Below are 19,728 nucleotides of genomic sequence, written 5' to 3'. Positions count from 1 at the left end.
AAAGTTGTTTGTTTGGTTTTTTGCTGTCAGAGTGATCAGCGTTTTCAGCAACTTAACACTCTGTAAATATGAAATATATGGCGTTCTCTTTGCAACCAAACACTTAAAATGCCAGTTCCAAAGTAGATCTTATCGTTTGTAGAGTGCCTTGTGTACTCATAGATTGCTTAACAATTTGATGAGAGCAATGCACTACTTCTATAAAAAAAGTAACATAGTCGAGAGATAGATTTCATCAATAACAAGAGAACTGGGCAGTTCGATACAATTTGGGTTCAGGTGGAATTGAAAATGGGGTTCATGCAAAAGTACGTTTTTCGGGTAAGTTTGTCGCTATTTTTGGTGTTTTGTTTAGCGATTGGGGGATTCATCCCCGCGGCCACAGCTTTGACAAATGAGCAAAAGCTCGTTTCAGAAGTTTGGCGCATTGTCAATCGCTCTTATCTAGATGAAACATTTAATCATCAAAACTGGGCGACAGTTAGACAAAAAGTCTTGGAAAAGCCGCTGACAAATACAGCAGCAGCTTATACGGCGATTCAGTCCATGCTCAAGAGCCTAGATGATCCTTTTACCCGCTTTTTAGATCCAGAACAGTACCGCAGCTTGCAGGTCAATACTTCTGGAGAATTAACTGGAGTTGGTTTGCAAATTGCCCTCAATCCTCAGACCGGTCAACTAGAAGTAGTATCGCCGATTGAAGGTTCACCAGCAGATAAAGCAGGCATTAAACCGCGCGATCGCATTCTCAAAATTGAAGGATTTTCCACAGAGAACTTGACTTTGGATGAGGCAGCTGCCAGAATGCGTGGCCCCATTGGCAGTTTAGTCACGCTGGTGATTGCACGCGAGGGAGAGGAACAAAAAGAAGTTAGCATCGTGCGCGATCGCATTGAACTCAACCCAGTTATTGCCCAATTGCGGACTTCTCCTCAAGGTACATCCATTGGTTATCTTCGCCTGACTCAATTTAATGCCAACGCTTCTACGGAGTTGGCACACGCTATTGATAGTCTAGAAAAAAAAGGTGCTACTGCCTATATTTTGGATTTACGCAACAATCCGGGTGGGCTTTTACAAGCGGGGATTGAAATTGCTCGGCTGTGGTTAGATTCGGGTACTATTGTCTACACAGTTAATCGCCAAGGCATTCAGGGCAGTTTTGAAGCCTTCGGCCCTTCACTGACAAAAGATCCATTAGTAATTTTGGTCAATCAAGGAACTGCTAGTGCTAGTGAAATTCTCGCTGGGGCGCTGCAAGATAATGGTCGGGCGAAATTAGTTGGTGAAACTACTTTTGGTAAAGGCTTAATTCAATCTTTATTTGAATTATCAGATGGTGCTGGCTTGGCAGTTACCATTGCCAAATATGAAACTCCCCAACATCGAGATATTAACAAATTAGGAATTAAGCCCGATCAAGTAGTTACCCAACAGCCAATTACCCGCGAACAAATAGCCACAGAAGCAGATTTGCAATATCAAGCCGCAGTAGAAGTGTTGGCGAAAAGTACGGTAGCTGTAGAAAGTAGGGGTTAGAGACTCCGAAGTAGGAAGTAGCCCCTACTTCCTACTCAGCACTTACAAAATCGGTTGTAGCTGCAACAAAGTGGGGAAATCTAATGCAGTCAACCGCTTGTATGCTTGGTCAATAACCCGCTGACCTCTGAGAAATCCGGTATTCGCACCGGGACAAATATACTCAAGGGTTTCGGGAGTAAAGCGTTCTCGTAAAGATTGCACATTTTTAATTTGTCTGGGCCAATGAAAGGTTTTAGCTGTGCGTAATGGGACTGGTTCACCCTGCTGATTGGGAAGTAAATGACGACCAGAAAATAAAACGCCGCCTAATTCGCTGTAATAAAGGCAAGATGAGCCAGGAGAATGGCCTGGTGTCCAAATAATTTGAACTGTAGAAGTGAGCGTAATCTCTTGAGAAAAGTTAGTAACGGTTAAGCCTGGTAATAAATAAGCTTCTTGTTCTTGAATTAAAACCTCGCAACCCAAAGCTTGCTGAAATTCTGCTGTTTTGCCAATAGCACCACGGTGAGTGATAAACAACCACTTAACACCCCCATGCGATCGCAAAAAATCCAAATTTATTTGGTCTGAGGCTGGGCAGTCGATGAGGATATTCCCTTCATTTCTTACAATGAAATAGGAGGTTCCTCCCAATGTGTCCCGATTTGGTGGAAAAGCAAAAATGCTATCTAGCACAGGCCGTGGGGCTTTAGCTGCATGACTTGGCTGTTGGGGTAAGGAACACATGGGAAAAACTCAACAAAAATGAGGAGTGATAAAAATTTAGTAACAGAGTTGAACTACTGATACCATTGTGGATTCTAGATTGTAAAACAGTTGTTGTCTAAACTTTTGAGCAATTTATCTGTGGCAATCATTCTGCAAATTGGTACTCAAAAATTCACCCTTAATAGTTAACTATTGTTAAAAATTAGGGTTTTAGATTCTGCTTTGTGGTGATGGCTGTGGTGCTGACACTACTAGTGGGATATTTTGCCAAATTATTAAAGAACACATGACTTTTTGGTTTCTCCTCCTACTGGGACTAGTTACTTATCTGATGGTGCAACGCAGTGCTGTTGGCATTACCCGCACACCTGTTTGGTTATTGTGGCTAGTGTTAATGACACCAGCATTATTATTGACGGGATGGACGGTGAGATATGGAATCAAACAACCGCCACCACCGCCATTGATTATTGGGTCTTCTATTGTTTGCCTTTTGTTATACTGGCTGTTGTTTCAATGGGGGCGAACAGCGCCAACAAATAAGCAAACTGAACCACAAACTCCTCAATTAGAATCGGCTATCCATCCTACCGCAGAACCAGTGCCAGTGCGTCCCATTGAACCTACCGAAGAAAGCCAGCTGCGAAATTGTTTTCCCTGGTCTGTATACTATATTCAAAATCTTGAGTATCGACCCCAAGCTATTATCTGTCGAGGTCAGTTAAGAACTACACCGCAGCAAGCTTACCAGCGAATTAAAGCCAATGTTGAATCAGAATTTGGCGATCGCTTTTTAGTTATCTTTCAAGAAGGACTGAATGGCAAACCTTTTTTTGTGTTAGTGCCTAATGCACAGGCGGCTTCCGCAAGTCACAAAACTAAACCAGAAAAGTTAACCAGACCAGGATTAGCACTTTTACTACTAATTACAACTGTTTTAACTACCACCTTTGTGGGGGCTAGAATTGCTGGTGTTGACCTAACAACATTACAATCTCATCCCAATGTTCTATTAGAAGGATTGCCCTATGCCTTGGGGTTAATCACAATTTTAGGCATTCACGAACTTGGTCATTACTTAACAGCGAAGTTCTACAAGATTAGTTCAACTCTGCCATATTTTATCCCCATGCCTTTTTTCTTGGGGACTTTCGGCGCATTTATTCAAATGCGTAGTCCAATTCCTAACCGTAAAGCTTTATTTGATATTAGTATTGCTGGTCCGATTGCAGGATTTGTGGCAACATTACCCTTTTTAATGTGGGGTTTGGCTCATTCTGAGATAGTTCCTCTCACTGACAAAACGGGAATTCTCAATCCAGATGCACTGAATCCTAAATATTCAATTTTATTAGCATTACTTTCTAAGTTAGCCTTGGGTGGTCAACTTACTGCTAAATCTGCTATTGATTTGCATCCCTTAGCTGTGGCTGGTTTTTTAGGATTAATTGTTACAGCCTTGAATCTAATGCCCGTAGGACAACTTGATGGTGGGCATATTGTCCATGCTATGTTTGGGCAACGCACAGCAATCGTAATTGGTCAAATAGCTCGTTTGTTATTGCTATTACTGTCTTTGGTGCAGTCAGAATTTTTTGTCTGGGCGATAATTTTATTATTTATGCCACTGATTGATGAACCTGCCTTGAATGATGTCACTGAGTTGAATAATGGACGTGACATTTTAGGATTAATGGCTATGGCTTTATTAATTATCATTGTTTTGCCATTACCACAGGCGATCGCTAACTTACTGCAAATTTAAACATCGTTCACAACTATCCCAATAGTGGGCGATCGCCTAAAATAATCTTCATTAGGCGATCGCTCTGCTTTTGTCTTTAGTTAGCTGAATTACTAACTTCAGCTGCTTTTGCCGCCGCTGGACTAACACCCATCCGAATTTCCGAAGTAAAGGAAGCCATACTAAAGCCGCCAAAGCGTTTGAGAATACTAACTCGCATTCTTAAATTGGGACTAGCAAACCACAGGCGTTCTTCAGACCACATAGTTTCGTACTCTGTGGTTAAGGTCAATGCGTCATCGCTACCCATCTTATAGCGTCCGGCGACAGGTGCTTTTTCCGCATAACCCATTTCTCGTAGTAACTTACCTTCACTGGAATTATCAGCATCCGGTACAGTAACTAACACAGTCGAACCCGTGTGCTTCTCCTCATCCCATTCCATTGTGCCGTTCCAGGTGACTCTCGCACCACAGGAAGCCTCCTTGGGGTTGACTTCATACTGTTCGCATAGTTTGATCACTTCTGGATGATCTGCTGCTAACATCTCAATTACAATGTCGGACTTGCCATCTTCAGACTGTTTAAATGCTAAATGGTGGCTAGTACGGTGAGAAAACCATTTACCAGCACTTAATTCAAAAAACTCTTCAATATTCATAAATTACCCTGCATCAAAATACTAAAAGTCCCTCTTATTATTAAAAGGTAGCAGGAGAAGTAAATTTTATGTTTGCTGGTCTTTTTCTTCAATCCGTTTGAGGCAGATTCTTGCAGCTTCAGCAACGTTGGGATGGCTATCTTTCTCTAAATATTTTAAAGCCGAGATACTCTTCGGTGTGGGGAGATTTCCAAGGGCTTCCACCAAGCGTTGTCGAACTAGCCAATCATCTGATTGGGCAAATTTGAGAATACTATCAACTGCTGTTAAGTCACCAATTTCCCCTAGTGCCGAAATCGCCGCTTCTTGTAAGACCATTTCATTACTATCCAACGCCTGAATGAGAATGTCGTGGGCGCGTGGATCTTTAAGATTACCTAAAGCCACAGCAGCACTAAAGCGGACTAGCCAATCAGTATCTTCATAAAATGCCCTGGCTAGGGACTCAAATGCTCTAATGTCACCTAAATAGCCTAATGCACCAGCCGCATCAGCCCGGATGCCATAGTCAGGGTCAGTTTGCAAAATTCTGACTAAGATTGCATAACATTCGTCAGTTTGCTTGATTCCCAAGGCAAAAATTGCCATAGAACGTAGTTGCAGCGAATCATCATCCAACACCTTTTTAATTAGGGGGACGGCATCTTCAGCCGGAACATCCCGCAGACTGGCAAGTGCAACCATGCGATCGCGTAAATTTGAACTTTCTAACTGAGCAGAAATTTCCTGTAAGGGTAGAGCTGCCATTTATGATTAAAGCGCTTTCTTTACTTATCTTTACTTTACCTGATTTACCAATTAGACTGCTGCCCAACTCGGATGCAACTTTGGCGTAATTCCCGAATTCCAGAATGAATGCCAGTATGGCGATAACTTATACCTAACAACTGCGTTGACTTTGGCTTTGTCCGACTTTCCTCAGTGATATAAATAATTTATTACACTTAGCTTATTGCAGACCTCCTAGGAGGGTATGTTATAAAAAATACAATCTATCTAAAAAATATGCAGAAATTATGAAATATATGAACTCAGCAGTCTTGATCATCAGCATTTTAGTTACCATTTGTTATACTCAAACTTTTAAACATGGCTCATCCTTAGCAGCAGCTAATTTAATTTCGGATAAAAAAGCTAGTTTGTCTTTGGTAGCAAAAGCAAATTATCTTTCAAGTTTAGAACAACAAGTTATTAGTGAAATGAACAAAGTTAGACAAAATCCTCAAGCATATATTCCAATTTTAGAAAGTTATAGAAAACGCTTCCAGGGGAAAAATGTCAGACTAGCACAAAATTCTTTCTTAATTACTCAAGAAGGTAGAAAAGCTGTTGATGAGGCGATCTCATTTCTCAAATCAGCGCCTCCTGTTGGAGCATTAAGTATATCTAGAGGGATGTCTTTAGCGGCAAAAGCTCATGTAAAAAACCAGGGAAATACAGGGGCTACAGGGCATTCTGGTAGTGATGGTAGCAGTCCTTTTGATCGCATTAATCGCTATGGTAAATGGCAAATAACTGCGGCTGAAAATATTAGCTATGGCCCTAGTACAGCCCAAGATATTGTGATGCAATTAATTATTGATGATGGCGTGCCATCACGTGGTCATCGAATAAATATCTTTAACCCTGCATTTAAGGTAAGTGGCGTTGCTTATGGAAATCATAAAATTTATAAAACCATGTGTGTAATTAACTATGCTGGGGGCTTTCAAGAGAAAAAAGCTGCGATTGGCAAATCTCAGTCAACCATATAAGACGGACACTAGTTGGATATAACAATCAACTATTAATTACTATTTAAGTATTATTTCCCTATAAGTTTAGCTTAATTATTTGACGAAGAAAGCATCTTAAGGTAATGCAAATTGGCATTATCTCATAAAATAAGTATATTTACTATGTAAAATACTATACTTTTAATTTTATTCTAGATATTTGAGAAGGTATTAAACTGATAGCAAGTGACCACAAGTAGGATTTTTCAGCATTCAATCCAGGATATGAGATTTTGAGGAAGAGCAATGCCAGGAAATGAGTGGGAAAAAATACGTCACCTGTTGGTTGTCCAAGACTTGCAAGGGCAAAGAACCATCCCACTTCAAGAAACCACTTATTCCATTGGTCGAGATTCGAGAAATGCGATCGTTCTGCGTTCTCGCTCAGTATCTAGACAACATGCAATTTTACTCCGGGTCACGCTTCCAGAAACTGACCAGTATGGCTTTAGGATTATTGATGGCAACTTCAAGGGTAAATCCAGTACTAATGGGCTGTATGTAAATGGGATGAAATGCATCTCCCATAATCTTCAACATGGAGATGTAGTTGAGTTTGGGAATAATCAAGTCCAGGCTAAATACTATGCAGTTTCTTCTATTTCCGACAAAGCCTTTTCAGAAAGTTGTGATGCGGAAAACATCTCTGATTTTCTGTTAGAGCAGGCTAATGTTGCCAATCCTTTTCAAACTGTGATTGTTGATCCTAACTTTGAAGCGGCCAGTGAAACGGCTCTAGCACGCCTAGCATCTTTCCCTGAACTCATCCCCAACCCAATTATCGAGATGGATTTAGGGGGAACAATCACATATCTTAATCCAGCGGCATCAGTGAAATTTCCCAAGATCCGAGAAATTGGCACCCAGCATCCGATTTTGAAAGGATTGCTCAATGCGGTGGAAGATCGCAAGATAAATTCATTTTCGCGCGAGATCACAGTTAATCAAGAAGTTTTTGAACAATGTATCCACTATTTACCTGAAAGTGACTTAATTAGAACTTTTATAGTTAGGGATATTACAGAGCAAAAGCAAGCAGAAGCTGAATTGCGCCAACGCGATCGCCTATTACAAGCAGTCGCAGAAGCAGCAAATTATTTGCTAGTGGAAATGAATTACGAAACTGGCATAGATAAAGCTCTGGCTGTTTTAGGAGAAGCAGCTAAGGCAGATCGCGCCTATTTATTTAAAAACCATCTCCATTTAGATACAGGCGCAATGGCTGTCAGCCTGCAATTTGAATGGACAAGAATTAACTTTACATCCACTCGACACCACTGGCAAAATCAGCTTTATCAATCTTCAGAACTGGCACGTTGGTATACTACTCTCTCCGGCGGAAAATCTATCAGCGGTACTATCCAAGACTTTCCCATAGCTGAACAAAAGCTACTAGCCAGAGATGGGATTCAATCTTTACTTTTAGTTCCTTTACGACTAGAAGATGAGTTTTGGGGTTATCTGGGTTTAGCCGACTGTTCTCAAGAGCGTCTTTGGTCAAGACATGAAGAATCGACTTTATTGACAATGGCGGCTAGTATTAGCGGTGCTTGGCAGCGTCAACAAGTAGAAGAAAAAATTCGCTACCAAGCACTGCACGATATGCTCACTGGATTACCCAATCGGGTGCTGTTTAACGAACTGCTGGCTAAAGCTCTCCCAATCGCAACGCGCAATCGTGAAAGTTTAGCAGTCATGTTTCTCGATTTAGACCGCTTCAAAGTGATTAATGATACTTTAGGCCATACCTTGGGAGACAAATTACTCCAAATTGTGGCGCAAAGGCTGAAAGATTCGCTCCGAGAAGGAGATACTGTTGCCCGTTGGGGAGGAGATGAATTTACGATCTTACTCCCACAAGTTAATTATTTAGATGAGGTAGCCCAAGTTGCCCATAGAATCCTGCAAAGCATACAAAAGATGTTTTGTTTTGATGGACACGAACTTTATATAAGTGCCAGCCTTGGTATTGCTTTGTTTGATGAACACAGTAATAATGCGGAAATACTGATTCAACATGCAGATGCGGCTTTATATCACGCCAAGGATATAGGCAGAAATAATTATCAGTTTTATACAACCACTCTCAGTGCCAAAACTCCAGAATTATTAAATTTAGAAAAAAGTTTGCGCTATGCCGTAGAACGGGAAGAATTAATCGTCTATTATCAGCCGCGAGTCAATATCTTAACAGGACAAATCACCGGGATGGAGGCTCTTGTCCGCTGGCAAAATCCAGAAATGGGACTAATAGCGCCGAATGTGTTTATTCCCTTGGCTGAGGAAAGTGGATTAATTATTGCTATTGGGGAATGGGTACTACGGGCAGCTTGTCTGCAAAATAAAGCATGGCAAGAGGCTGGATTGCCGCCTTTAACTGTTGCTGTGAATCTTTCACCAAAACAGTTTCGCCAATCTACCTTGGTAGAAGATGTAGCCAGAATCCTGGCAGAGACAGGATTAGATGCCAATTTTTTAGAGTTGGAAATTACAGAATCGACAGCGATCGCTGATTTAGAATTTACCAGAACTGTTTTACATAACTTAGAACAGATGGGTGTTCACCTTTCCATAGATGACTTTGGTACAGGTCACTCTTCCCTCTCACGCCTACAGCTTCTCCCATTGCACAACCTGAAAATTGATCGCTCCTTTATTCAAGAGTTAACCACAGATGTGCGCGTAGCTCATATTGTGAAGGCAATTGTTACCTTGGGTCGTAACTTAGGGTTAAGACTCACGGCGGAAGGTGTAGAAAAGCAGGAAGAACTAGATTTTTTGAAATCTATTCACTGTGAAGATGTCCAAGGCTATTTGTTCTATAAACCTCTACCAGCCGAGAAAGCCACAGAAGTTCTGCAAAACAAACATACTTCTGCTTTAGAGATGAAAAGTGAAGTCGGCTTGCTGTAATCTGGGCAGAATACAAAACGATAACGCGATGTGCGACTTATTTTTGGAAACCTCTCGCCGTTGCGGGGCTATGGTGTACACACCAATATTCGTGTAGTGCATCTATCCCGCCTCGGAATTCATTCCGAGTTTCATAGTGCAAGTCATCTCAAGATGACTGAACGAGAAATATATTCCAGTCCATAAAGCGTGGACTTTGGCTATGAACCTGGAACTTTAGTTCTAGGCGGGATATGGTTGAAAAGGGGGATTTAGGGGGATCATATTACTTGTCTGTAACACCGTAAGTAAGACTTTGAGGGGATAACAGAAGTAAATAAAGGTAGAAAGTTGCACACGGCATTACGTACATTAAAAGTACTCCGTGATATTGTTTCTGCACGAATAGCTATCTAGTGGGTAAATTGGGATATATATCCAGAAAATTTTTCTGTTTAAACCTAACCCACACATCGGAATGAGAGAATATTATCGAGATTTCTTAATTCGTAACTGGGAGAAGGGCGATCGCACCAGAGCGGCCTCTGTCATCAGTTATGTATTATCAGAATATGGTTTGGGTTGGGAACCCAACGGTGCTGATCGAGATGTGTTGCAAGTAGAGGAATGTTACTTAGCAACAGGTGGTGAGTTTTGGGTAATTGAACACCAAAGCCAAATAGTAGGTACTGGGGCTTATTACCCCATCACTCGTGGGGAAAAAGCTGTGGAAATCCGCAAAATGTATCTTTTACCAAGTGTCAGAGGTATAGGATTGGGCAAATATTTGTTACAACAGCTAGAAGCAGAGATCGCTACCCGTGGTTTTCAGCAAATTTGGATTGAAACCGCCAGCATCTTGGTAGAAGCCGTCAAGTTATACGAAAGCAGTGGTTATCAATCAGAAACAGGTGTAGAAACAGCAAGGTGCGATCGCGTCTATGTTAAATATCTAGATTAATTCTCCATGCCCAGTTGGACTGATCATTTTCAAAGTTTACTCAACCTATTTTTACAATCTCATTGCCCATTGTGTCAGCGAAGTACATCTGATACTTTGTGTGAATACTGTGCCAGACAATTACAAAACTGCGGTCAGAAAAATCCTTGTGCATCATGGCAAGGTGGAATACCAGTATTTGGTTGGGGTGTATATGGTGGTAGTTTGAAACGAGCGATCGCGGTGATGAAATATGAAAACCAGCCAAATATTGCTCGGATGTTAGGTACATGGTTAGGCGAAGCATGGTTATTACACTCACCTCAGCGCCATACTCAACTTCTCGTCGTCCCTATACCTATGCACCCGCAAAAGCAAAAGCAACGTGGTTACAATCAAGCAGCGTTAATCGCCGAAAGCTTCTGTCAGACAACTAAGTTAAAATTAAAACTAAATGCTTTAGAACGAGTGCGGGAAACTCAAGCGCAATTTGGGTTATCGATGTCTGAGCGCGAAAAAAACTTAGCTGAAGCTTTTACAATTGGTAAAGAATTTCGCGATCGCTCTCCCAGTACTTCAGTATTGTTAGTAGATGATATTTACACTACAGGTGCGACTACCAAATCTGCCGTACAAACACTTCATCAGTCGGGAATTAAAGTTTTGGGGTTAGCAGCAGTTGCCATTGCCATCAAAGACCAACATACTAGTTCTTAGGCGAGTCATCTCTGATAAATCTATAATTAAGCGAATACCTTGTGTGGCAACACTGCCGGAGATTATGAGTAAAGCTTTTGCAGCAGGTTTAAGAAAATTAATCATTGTTCCTACTACTTTTTTGGCAATTGGTATCAGTACAACAGCAGCATTAGCTCAAAGTAAGTTGTACAGTCCAATTCCTTTAACTAATCTCACTGAACTATCTGATACACTCTCCGAAAAAGATATACCCACAGGGCAGGGTGGGTTTGCCCGTGACTACACAGTTAAATTGAATAAAGGTGATAATCTGGCAGTTGATTTATCGTCGGAAAACTTTGACTGCATCATTACCCTGTTAGCACCAGATGGCTCAACGGTAGCCGAAAACGATGATGGCCCCGACGGGACTAGTAACTCTCTCCTATTTACTCGCATCAACGAAACAGGAGTATATATTATTCGGGTTCGGTCTTTTGGGGAAACTGGAGTGGGTAACTTTAAACTCAAGGTGACAAAACTGCAACCAATCAAGTAAAGTGCTGAGTGATTATACTGTCTCTTTTTACAGCAGCCTTCATCTATGAGAGGTTAATGATATTAGTCTCTAGCCTCTTTCTGTAACTAAAAGACAGTTAACACACAGAGAAAGAAGGCTTCTGTCCACTCGACGACTGCGCCGTAGGTATCACCTGTGTGTCCCCCTAATTTGTGATTAAACCATAAGCCTGTGAGCCAAGCGATCGCACTGCCAGAAAGTATCATTGTTAGTGCGATAAATAAGCTGTGGCTATTTAGTAGCCACAGTAAACCACTCAAACTCAACAGCAAAAGTAGTCCGGGAATTACATCTTTGTAGGAACGAATAGCTTCTTTGTGAAATGCACCTTTACCAGTTGGTTTCAGGTAAGGATATCGCCATATTGCTAATTGTTGTCCCCAGCGTCCCCAACCGCAAGCAGCGATTAATATTAACCAACGATGAGCTTCAATTTCTGTTAAGGCTGCTGTTTTTAATAATACTATGGCGATCGCTACCATTGCCCCAAATGCCCCTGTAGCACTATCTGCCATTACTTCTAGTCGTTTTTCTGGATTCCCGACTGCTAAACCATCAGCTGTATCCATTGCACCATCTAAGTGTAATCCGCCAGTCAAAGCAATCCAAGCACACACAATTAAAGTACTGCGAGTTAATACTGGTACACCTAGATAAATCATCCCAGTGTCACACAGCCCTAAAATTCCCCCAATGACTAACCCAACTATTGGAGCAAATAGAGATACTTTCCGAAAATCTAAGCCATTAATATAAGGCAAAGGCACAACGCTGTAAAATATTACACTAGCTATCAGAGTATTCAGAGGTGATTTCCACCACTGAGAAAAATTAGTCATTTTAGTTACATTTATTGAGCAGCTATTTCCGGGATAATATTGATTACTGTGGTACAACCACTAGTAAGAAAATTTAAAGCTTTGGATAAGATAGTTATTAGTTTACAGACTCTGCGGAAAAATTTTGCTATGCTGGACTCGTCAAGCTAAGTTTTTAGCTTGCAATAATAGCATAAAAAAACAAATTTAACAAGGTAAGAATAGCACAACATTTTGTGTATTCATTAGCTAGTAAATTAGATCGAGAGTATTGAAGCGATCGCACCACAAAATTGATATTTTTTTAAATGTAGGGAACTACTTAAGCTATTCATTTAAGTTTTTAGCTGCGTTCTCACCTTTTCTCACTCTTGAAATTTCCTATGAGTCATCATCTACCCGACACCAGGATACCGGCTCCGTGCATTGTTGACACGGGCGTGATTGTGAATAAGCTCGACATGCGGCGATTACTTTCGGATTTAGGTCGAGTCCACTATATGTACACCCACGGAGACAAGGTAGTGAGTGAGGGTGAAGGAGATGTCATAGAAGTATTCGCAAACCCGCAACGCTCTACTTTAGTAGCTAACAGTGCGCTTTATTTAAACGTTTATAGTTTTGATTACATAGAGTTAAAACAGTCATCGCCACAAGCAACCTGTTTTGATTTGATGCAAGAAGGAATGTGTTTACGGCTAATTCCCCTCACAACCCCTATCCAAGAGCGTCGAGAGAAAACCTTCAACGTCAGTGCAATTGAAGCGATGATGGAACAAGTTCTCTCAGCCAAATGGGATGCAGAAATTGATGATGACTGCTCTGATTCGTTTTAAATAAAATTGTCAATAGCCAAGGAGAAATGACTAATAACTATTGGCAATGATTTAGTATAATTATCTAATTTTTACTTTGAGCGATAATTTTTCTTTTCAATCCTTAGCTCGTTGTAGCCAGACAAAAGCGAGAGCCGGGATATTTTACACGCCCCACGGTGCTGTAGAAACCCCAAGATTTATGCCTGTGGGGACATTAGCCAATGTCAAAACAGTCACACCTGCCCAGTTAAAAGATACTGGCGCACAGATGGTATTATCCAATACTTACCACCTGCATTTGCAACCAGGAGAAGCAATTGTGGCTGGTGGTGGTGGGTTACATAAGTTTATGGGCTGGCATGGGCCGATGCTCACTGATTCTGGTGGGTTTCAAGTGTTCAGTTTGAGTGAGATGCGGAAGATTACGGAAGAAGGTGTAACATTCCGTTCGCCTCATGATGGGCAGATTATCAACTTGACACCAGAGCGTTCCATAGAGATTCAGAATACTTTAGGGGCGGATGTGATCATGGCATTTGATGAATGTCCGCCTTACCCCGCAACTCGCCAAGAGGTAGAAACGGCTACTGAACGAACTTACCGTTGGTTAGAGCGCTGTATAGCTGCCCATCAACGCCAAGATCAGGCGTTATTTGGGATTGTCCAAGGGGGTGTATATTTAGATTTGCGCTCCCAGGCGGCTGTCGCGTTGGCTAAATTAGATTTGCCTGGATATGCCATTGGTGGTGTGAGTGTGGGCGAACCCGCAGAATTAATGGCGCAGATTGTCCAAGCTACAGCACCACTATTACCACCAGAAAAGCCCCGTTATTTGATGGGTGTGGGGACTTACCGCGAAATGGCGATCGCGATCGCATCTGGGATAGATTTATTTGATTGCGTCATCCCGACTCGTTGGGCGAGACATGGTACAGCAATAGTGCAAGGCGAACGCTGGAATTTGAAAAATGCTAAGTTCCGTGAAGATTTCACACCAATGGATGAAACCTGCCCTTGTTATGCGTGTCAAAATTTTAGTCGGGCGTATATTTCTCATTTAGTGCGATCGCAAGAAATTTTAGCTTACACCTTACTTAGCATTCACAATATCACCGAACTAATTCGCTTCACCCAAAAGATTCGCCAAGCTATATTGAACGATTCATTTATGGAAGAATTTGGTCATTGGCTGAACTCGCCGGAAACTGGAGAATTAGAGGAACATTCTTAAACGCAGAGTGGCGCTGAGGTAAACCCAAAGGGTACGCGAAGTCTTTATTGAAAGGTGGTGAAGTTATTTATTGGTATAACGGCAAATTAATCGAGTCTCAAACCCTGGAATTAGATATTAATGAGCCGGGGTTGCTTTATGGTGCGACGGTGTTTACTACACTGCGGGTTTATGAGAATTCCCTGGATAGTAGTTTAACTAACTGGCAAGCGCACTGCGATCGCCTGAAGTTGAGTTTACAAGTTTTTGCTTGGCAACAACCAAATTGGCAGCGCATATATCAAGGCGCACAAATCCTGCTGCAACATTTCCCTGTTCTCAGAATTACTTTGTTTCCTGATGGTAGAGAGTGGATAATTGGCAGAAATTTACCAGTCGATTTAAGCAAAAAACAACAAAATGGTGTGAAATGTGCCGTTGCACAACCAGAATTTTCCCGCAACTTGCCTTCTCATAAAACAGGAAATTATTTAAGTGCTTGGTTAGCAAAAAATAGTGTGCAAGTTTTAGCAGCCGAGGAAGCGATCTTAGTTGATGGGGTGGGGAATTGGCTAGAAACGAGTACTGGTAATCTTTGGGGATGGCGAGATGGTGATTGGTGGACACCGCCCGAATATGTAGGGATTTTACCCGGAATTAGGCGATCGCAAATTATCCAATGGCTGGAAAATCAACATTTGCGGGTGCGAGAGGAACCTTGGACACCTGAGTTAGTCACCGAATTTGAAGCGATCGCCTACACTAATAGTGTGGTAGAAATTATCCCCATTCATACCGTTGAGCAAGCTTCAGGGTCGCTACAATATAATCCCCACCATCAGAATTTTCAGCAAATCAGGAGGCTTTTTAGCATGACAACCGTACCATTTTGGTATACCTTAAAATAAGTTAACATAATTCTTAATAATGCCTCTCATACAGAGACACTCCGCGAAAGCACAGAATATACAGGAGATAGACCTTAGTGAATAAAAGATGGAGAAATGCGGGGCTGTACGCACTACTGTTTATTGTTGTCATTGCGCTGGGAACAGCATTCTTTGACAAACAACCACAAAACACACAAACATGGCGCTACAGTCAATTTATTCAAGAAGTTGAAAAAGGTAAAGTTACACAAGTTAGGCTGAGTGCAGATCGTTCGACAGCAATTGTTAAGTCTCAGGACGGCACCCAGATTAAAGTTACCTTAGTCAACGACCCCGACCTGATTAATACTCTTACCTCCAAAGGTGTTGATATTTCTGTATTGCCCCAAACCGACGAAGGCTTTTGGTTTAAGGCACTGAGCAGTTTATTTTTCCCTGTACTGCTGTTAGTTGGTTTATTTTTCTTACTCCGTCGCGCCCAAAGCGGGCCTGGTAGCCAAGCAATGAACTTTGGTAAATCCAAAGCCAGAGTACAAATGGAACCTCAAACCCAAGTAACATTTGGTGATGTTGCTGGGATTGACCAAGCCAAGCTGGAGTTAAACGAAGTTGTAGACTTTCTTAAAAACGCCGATCGCTTTACGGCAGTCGGTGCCAAAATTCCTAAAGGAGTATTATTAGTAGGGCCTCCAGGTACAGGTAAAACCTTGCTGGCTCGTGCTGTGGCTGGGGAAGCTGGTGTACCTTTCTTCTCTATCTCCGGTTCCGAATTTGTAGAAATGTTCGTGGGTGTGGGTGCTTCCCGCGTCCGTGATTTATTTGAGCAAGCTAAATCTAACGCTCCCTGTATCGTCTTCATCGATGAAATTGACGCAGTTGGTCGTCAACGGGGTGCAGGTTTAGGTGGTGGTAACGATGAACGGGAACAAACCCTTAACCAGTTACTCACCGAAATGGATGGTTTTGAAGGCAATACCGGGATTATTATTATTGCTGCTACCAACCGTCCCGACGTATTAGACGCAGCTTTATTACGTCCTGGTCGCTTCGACCGTCAAGTTGTTGTTGACCGTCCCGACTACGCCGGACGCAGCGAAATCCTGAAAGTTCACGCCCGTGGCAAAACCTTAGCCAAAGATGTGGACTTGGATAAAATTGCCCGTCGTACCCCTGGTTTCACAGGTGCAGATTTATCTAACCTGTTGAATGAAGCAGCAATTTTGGCAGCCCGCCGCAACTTAACCGAAATTTCGATGGATGAAATCAATGATGCCATCGATCGCGTGTTAGCTGGCCCAGAGAAGAAAGACCGGGTAATGAGCGAAAAACGCAAAACCTTGGTAGCTTATCACGAAGCTGGTCACGCCTTAGTTGGTGCATTGATGCCCGACTATGACCCAGTACAGAAGATTAGTATCATTCCTCGCGGTCGTGCCGGTGGTTTAACTTGGTTCACCCCCAGCGAAGACCGGATGGACACTGGTTTGTACAGCCGCGCTTATCTGGAAAATCAGATGGCTGTGGCATTAGGTGGTCGTCTGGCTGAAGAAATCATCTTTGGTGAAGAAGAAGTTACCACAGGTGCTTCTAACGACCTACAGCAAGTAGCACGCGTAGCCCGTCAGATGATCACCCGCTTTGGGATGAGCGATCGCTTAGGGCCTGTTGCCCTCGGTCGTCAGCAAGGTAATATGTTCTTGGGAAGAGATATCATGTCAGAGCGTGACTTTTCCGAAGAAACTGCTGCTGCCATTGACGAAGAAGTGCGGAAACTCGTAGATACAGCCTACACCCGCGCTAAAGAAGTGTTAATCAATAACCGCCACATCCTTGATCTGTTAGCCCAAATGCTGGTTGATAAAGAAACAGTAGATGCCGAAGAATTGCAAGAAATCTTGGCAAATAATGATGTAAAAACAGCCGCCTTTGCTTAAGCGATCGCGGTAACAATCTAAAATATGAAATTGGGATAGTTCTTGTACAAGAACTATCCCAATTTTTTCGGTTTGCTTTTACTTAGCATAAGTTACGATAAATCTTGTAATCCGACGTAAATTTTATTCTCAAACGTAATTTTTCCTAAGTTTCTGAGTTATAAACAAAAATCTATTTTTATAAATCTAAGATTGACTAGAATTAAGCTTTTTTAGCATGAGGAATTAATCATTATGACTATTAATCAACCCAACATCATCATGCAACCAGGAGAAGGTACTGCCTCTTGGGTACTGGGAGACTTATATACCTTCAAGGTATTTAGTGAAGATACAAATCAAGCCTACGCATTAATTGAGATTGTCATGCAGCCTGATAGTGCAGTTCCACCTCATAAGCATACAAACGAAAATGAATCTTTTTATATTCAAGAGGGTGAAGTAGAGTTCCAAATTGGGGAACAAATAATTTTGGCTACACCTGGAACATTCTTACATTTTCCTCAAGGACAGCCACATAGTTTTCGCAACATTAATACAAAACCTGCCAAATTTTTGTGCTGGTTAACCCCAGGCGGACTGGAGAAATTTTTTAGAGAAGTGGGTACGCCAATCTTAGAACAAAATACTACACCACCGCCTGTAACTGAAGCAGATATCAACAAGTTGCTGGCTACTGCACCCAAGTATGGTTTAGAAATTTTGCCTACTCCGGCTTCTTGATAGAACAATAACCAACATCATCAACCTTCACAAATTTCCCAGTACCCAGATATGAACTTTACAACTAACAAATCCTCAGAATTTGCCAAATATGATTCCGGGATGCTGTCAGATTATGTCACAGCATTAGCTTGGTCTTTCCAAGGTGCAATTCTCGCCGCTACTTCGGCCGCTGGAGAGGTAGTGCTATGGAATGATGGCAATGTAGTAGAGTTACAAAATGGTAGTGGTAAATCAGTAGACTGTGTGGCTTTTTCGGCTGATGGCAAATTTTTAGCTGTTGGCGGACAGGATGGACAAGTGAAAATTTGGCAAGAAAATGAACTCATCGCCACGTTAGAAAATGCACCTGCTTGGGTTGACAAGTTGGCTTGGAATCATACTAGTAACTTACTAGCTTTTAGTTTGGGGCGTTATGTGCAAGTGTGGGATGCAGATTTGGGTGAGATCGTCGTCACCTTGAATTTTGATAACTCCTCGGTTTTAGGTATAGATTGGCGTAGCGATGGCCAGTATTTAGCTATTAGTGGTTATCAAGGAGTTAAGATTTGGCATAGTCAAGACTGGAATGAGGAACCATACTTTCTGAGTATGCCAACTGTAAGTGTAGCTATGGGCTGGTCGCCTGATAGCAAATATTTGGCTTCGGGGAATATGGATCGCAGCGTCACTGTGTTGGATTGGAACAACCCTGACCCTTGGGTAATGCGTGGCTTTCCTGGGAAGATTCGCCAGTTAGCTTGGTCGGAAGCTACTACAGAACTAGGTGCGCCTATACTGGCTTCTTCTAGTGTTGACGGAATTGTTGTCTGGGAAAAATTAGAAGATGAATCCTTGGGTTGGGAAGCGCGAGTGTTAACTAATCATGTGGATGTGATTAATGCGATCGCCTTTGCACCCCAAAGCTTTTTGTTAGCCTCCGCCGGCGCTGATGGTTTGTTGTGTTTGTGGACAGAAGCTTCGCAAGTATCACAAATTCTCACAGGCGTTAGCGCGGGGTTCACCACCTTAGCTTGGCATCCCCAAGGTCAGTTTCTCGCCGCAGGTGGTGAACAAGGCGAATTAATTATTTGGACAACTGAAGTTTCTGGCGGAGTATGACGCTGTTGACTCAAACGGATGTTGGGCGCAGAAAATAATGTACTCAATAGGGGCTTATCAAGTTCCGGTTAAAACACAGGCGCAGACTTCTATCCTAGTTTGCCTAGAACCTGCAAAGGAAGAAGATATGCCTGTAGCTAGTCAGTGGAATTTTAATTGGCGGGAACTATGGAAAAAAACAGATTTTGAATATCAAAATATTATAAAACTTTCTGATAACGACACTATATTAGGCTTAATTAGGTATGCTGTTTACTTAACCGATGAAAATATACCTTATTTATTAGAAGTATTACATATAGAATCTGTGCCTAAAGACTCTAGAATGGTTGCGCCTGTCGGAAAGTGGCTTCTATGGTATGCAGTTCAAACAGCGTTAAATTTTTGCACTTTTAATCAAAATGATGATGCGTTGGTTTACCTTGACGCTTTAGATGATGCTATCCCATATTATGGTGATATAATTGGTATGTAGCCTTTAGGGCGGGTAACAATTGCCCCAGGAGAAGAAGGTTATGCTTTCCAATTTAGGGTTACAGCAGCAAGAGACTTCTGTCAAAGGTACACAAACACACACGGACACTCAGAAAGAATTGACTCCTAATGAAGTTAGAGTTGGTTATAAAACTGAAATGAGCCATAAAGAACGGCAAAAGTGGCTGAAAACAAGAACTTATTCACAAACCAAGCCTCTTCATATTTCTGCTTAATGTG

General features: G+C 42.0%; 19 protein-coding genes. 15 read left to right on the top strand and 4 right to left on the bottom strand.

Annotated features, from left to right (window positions below):
* Nucleotides 1-291 precede the first annotated feature (291 nt).
* Nucleotides 292-1,539 carry a carboxyl-terminal processing protease CtpA gene (gene ctpA, locus IQ244_RS05635; protein WP_193890713.1) on the top strand — a complete coding sequence of 416 codons (1,248 nt, stop codon included), beginning with the start codon at nucleotides 292-294 and terminating at the stop codon, nucleotides 1,537-1,539.
* A 42-nt stretch (nucleotides 1,540-1,581) separates the two neighbouring features.
* Here ctpA and IQ244_RS05630 read toward each other — a convergent pair whose 3' ends face one another.
* Nucleotides 1,582-2,268, bottom strand: a complete 687-nt coding sequence (locus IQ244_RS05630) for an MBL fold metallo-hydrolase (protein WP_193890697.1) — start codon at nucleotides 2,266-2,268, stop codon at nucleotides 1,582-1,584.
* 268 nt (nucleotides 2,269-2,536) lie between these two features.
* On the opposite strand from IQ244_RS05630, the gene IQ244_RS05625 reads away from it, so the two are divergent.
* Nucleotides 2,537-4,015 carry a site-2 protease family protein gene (locus IQ244_RS05625; RefSeq protein WP_193890694.1) on the top strand — a complete coding sequence of 493 codons (1,479 nt, stop codon included), beginning with the start codon at nucleotides 2,537-2,539 and terminating at the stop codon, nucleotides 4,013-4,015.
* A 76-nt stretch (nucleotides 4,016-4,091) separates the two neighbouring features.
* Here the strand turns inward: IQ244_RS05625 and IQ244_RS05620 are convergent, their stop codons facing one another.
* Nucleotides 4,092-4,655, bottom strand: coding sequence for a phycobiliprotein lyase (locus IQ244_RS05620; protein WP_193890691.1), 564 nt, complete (start codon nucleotides 4,653-4,655; stop codon nucleotides 4,092-4,094).
* 66 nt (nucleotides 4,656-4,721) lie between these two features.
* Entirely contained in the window at nucleotides 4,722-5,402 is a 681-nt protein-coding gene (locus IQ244_RS05615) for a HEAT repeat domain-containing protein (protein ID WP_193890688.1), read from the bottom strand.
* A gap of 278 nt (nucleotides 5,403-5,680) precedes the next feature.
* Here IQ244_RS05615 and IQ244_RS05610 point away from each other — a divergent pair, with 278 nt between their 5' ends.
* The 5 genes from IQ244_RS05610 to IQ244_RS05590 all read left to right on the top strand — a co-directional run bounded on the left by IQ244_RS05610 (nucleotide 5,681) and on the right by IQ244_RS05590 (nucleotide 11,499).
* Entirely contained in the window at nucleotides 5,681-6,409 is a 729-nt protein-coding gene (locus tag IQ244_RS05610; protein WP_193890685.1) for a CAP domain-containing protein, read from the top strand.
* A gap of 267 nt (nucleotides 6,410-6,676) precedes the next feature.
* The gene (locus IQ244_RS05605) at nucleotides 6,677-9,343 is read left to right on the top strand and encodes an EAL domain-containing protein (protein WP_193890682.1); all 2,667 of its coding nucleotides are present in this window, start codon (nucleotides 6,677-6,679) and stop codon (nucleotides 9,341-9,343) included.
* Between the two features lie 457 nt (nucleotides 9,344-9,800).
* Entirely contained in the window at nucleotides 9,801-10,283 is a 483-nt protein-coding gene (locus IQ244_RS05600) for a GNAT family N-acetyltransferase (protein ID WP_193890678.1), read from the top strand.
* Nucleotides 10,284-10,289: 6 nt separating this feature from the next.
* A complete protein-coding gene (locus tag IQ244_RS05595; RefSeq protein ID WP_193890675.1) occupies nucleotides 10,290-10,979 on the top strand; it encodes a ComF family protein in 690 nt (229 codons plus the stop codon).
* A 64-nt stretch (nucleotides 10,980-11,043) separates the two neighbouring features.
* Nucleotides 11,044-11,499 carry a PPC domain-containing protein gene (locus IQ244_RS05590; protein ID WP_193890671.1) on the top strand — a complete coding sequence of 152 codons (456 nt, stop codon included), beginning with the start codon at nucleotides 11,044-11,046 and terminating at the stop codon, nucleotides 11,497-11,499.
* An 86-nt stretch (nucleotides 11,500-11,585) separates the two neighbouring features.
* Here the strand turns inward: IQ244_RS05590 and cobS are convergent, their stop codons facing one another.
* Nucleotides 11,586-12,359 carry an adenosylcobinamide-GDP ribazoletransferase gene (gene cobS / locus IQ244_RS05585; RefSeq protein ID WP_193890668.1) on the bottom strand — a complete coding sequence of 258 codons (774 nt, stop codon included), beginning with the start codon at nucleotides 12,357-12,359 and terminating at the stop codon, nucleotides 11,586-11,588.
* Between the two features lie 362 nt (nucleotides 12,360-12,721).
* Between cobS and IQ244_RS05580 the strand changes: the two genes are divergently transcribed.
* The 8 genes from IQ244_RS05580 (at nucleotide 12,722) to IQ244_RS05545 (ending at nucleotide 19,724) form a co-directional block, all read left to right on the top strand.
* The gene (locus tag IQ244_RS05580; RefSeq protein ID WP_193890665.1) at nucleotides 12,722-13,174 is read left to right on the top strand and encodes a hypothetical protein; all 453 of its coding nucleotides are present in this window, start codon (nucleotides 12,722-12,724) and stop codon (nucleotides 13,172-13,174) included.
* Nucleotides 13,175-13,250: 76 nt separating this feature from the next.
* Nucleotides 13,251-14,387 carry a tRNA guanosine(34) transglycosylase Tgt gene (gene tgt / locus IQ244_RS05575; protein WP_193890662.1) on the top strand — a complete coding sequence of 379 codons (1,137 nt, stop codon included), beginning with the start codon at nucleotides 13,251-13,253 and terminating at the stop codon, nucleotides 14,385-14,387.
* A gap of 65 nt (nucleotides 14,388-14,452) precedes the next feature.
* Entirely contained in the window at nucleotides 14,453-15,274 is an 822-nt protein-coding gene (locus IQ244_RS05570) for an aminotransferase class IV (RefSeq protein ID WP_193890880.1), read from the top strand.
* 77 nt (nucleotides 15,275-15,351) lie between these two features.
* A complete protein-coding gene (gene ftsH3, locus IQ244_RS05565) occupies nucleotides 15,352-17,190 on the top strand; it encodes an ATP-dependent zinc metalloprotease FtsH3 (protein WP_193890659.1) in 1,839 nt (612 codons plus the stop codon).
* Nucleotides 17,191-17,424: 234 nt separating this feature from the next.
* Nucleotides 17,425-17,913 carry a quercetin 2,3-dioxygenase gene (locus IQ244_RS05560; RefSeq protein ID WP_193890649.1) on the top strand — a complete coding sequence of 163 codons (489 nt, stop codon included), beginning with the start codon at nucleotides 17,425-17,427 and terminating at the stop codon, nucleotides 17,911-17,913.
* A 51-nt stretch (nucleotides 17,914-17,964) separates the two neighbouring features.
* Complete coding sequence (locus IQ244_RS05555) at nucleotides 17,965-19,014, top strand: WD40 repeat domain-containing protein (protein WP_193890647.1); 1,050 nt, start codon at nucleotides 17,965-17,967, stop codon at nucleotides 19,012-19,014.
* Nucleotides 19,015-19,051: 37 nt separating this feature from the next.
* Nucleotides 19,052-19,489 carry a hypothetical protein gene (locus tag IQ244_RS05550; protein ID WP_193890644.1) on the top strand — a complete coding sequence of 146 codons (438 nt, stop codon included), beginning with the start codon at nucleotides 19,052-19,054 and terminating at the stop codon, nucleotides 19,487-19,489.
* A gap of 40 nt (nucleotides 19,490-19,529) precedes the next feature.
* The gene (locus tag IQ244_RS05545) at nucleotides 19,530-19,724 is read left to right on the top strand and encodes a hypothetical protein (RefSeq protein ID WP_193890642.1); all 195 of its coding nucleotides are present in this window, start codon (nucleotides 19,530-19,532) and stop codon (nucleotides 19,722-19,724) included.
* Nucleotides 19,725-19,728: the final 4 nt, after the last annotated feature.

Origin of the sequence: Nostoc sp. LEGE 06077, assembly GCF_015207705.1 — a bacterium.
Taxonomy (GTDB): Bacteria; Cyanobacteriota; Cyanobacteriia; order Cyanobacteriales; family Nostocaceae; genus Nostoc_B.
The sequence above is the reverse complement of the archived record's forward strand: the minus strand, read 5'-3'. Positions and strand labels throughout refer to the sequence as shown.

Coding starts and splice junctions, on each gene's coding strand:
- IQ244_RS05615 (WP_193890688.1), bottom strand. CDS start 5,402: ATGGCAGCTCTACCCTTACAGGAAATTTCTGCTCAGTTAGAAAGTTCA.
- IQ244_RS05620 (WP_193890691.1), bottom strand. CDS start 4,655: ATGAATATTGAAGAGTTTTTTGAATTAAGTGCTGGTAAATGGTTTTCT.
- IQ244_RS05625 (WP_193890694.1), top strand. CDS start 2,537: ATGACTTTTTGGTTTCTCCTCCTACTGGGACTAGTTACTTATCTGATG.
- IQ244_RS05590 (WP_193890671.1), top strand. CDS start 11,044: ATGAGTAAAGCTTTTGCAGCAGGTTTAAGAAAATTAATCATTGTTCCT.
- IQ244_RS05600 (WP_193890678.1), top strand. CDS start 9,801: ATGAGAGAATATTATCGAGATTTCTTAATTCGTAACTGGGAGAAGGGC.
- IQ244_RS05595 (WP_193890675.1), top strand. CDS start 10,290: ATGCCCAGTTGGACTGATCATTTTCAAAGTTTACTCAACCTATTTTTA.
- IQ244_RS05550 (WP_193890644.1), top strand. CDS start 19,052: ATGTACTCAATAGGGGCTTATCAAGTTCCGGTTAAAACACAGGCGCAG.
- IQ244_RS05545 (WP_193890642.1), top strand. CDS start 19,530: ATGCTTTCCAATTTAGGGTTACAGCAGCAAGAGACTTCTGTCAAAGGT.
- cobS (WP_193890668.1), bottom strand. CDS start 12,359: ATGACTAATTTTTCTCAGTGGTGGAAATCACCTCTGAATACTCTGATA.
- IQ244_RS05560 (WP_193890649.1), top strand. CDS start 17,425: ATGACTATTAATCAACCCAACATCATCATGCAACCAGGAGAAGGTACT.
- IQ244_RS05605 (WP_193890682.1), top strand. CDS start 6,677: ATGCCAGGAAATGAGTGGGAAAAAATACGTCACCTGTTGGTTGTCCAA.
- IQ244_RS05555 (WP_193890647.1), top strand. CDS start 17,965: ATGAACTTTACAACTAACAAATCCTCAGAATTTGCCAAATATGATTCC.
- ctpA (WP_193890713.1), top strand. CDS start 292: ATGGGGTTCATGCAAAAGTACGTTTTTCGGGTAAGTTTGTCGCTATTT.
- IQ244_RS05580 (WP_193890665.1), top strand. CDS start 12,722: ATGAGTCATCATCTACCCGACACCAGGATACCGGCTCCGTGCATTGTT.
- IQ244_RS05630 (WP_193890697.1), bottom strand. CDS start 2,268: ATGTGTTCCTTACCCCAACAGCCAAGTCATGCAGCTAAAGCCCCACGG.
- IQ244_RS05610 (WP_193890685.1), top strand. CDS start 5,681: ATGAACTCAGCAGTCTTGATCATCAGCATTTTAGTTACCATTTGTTAT.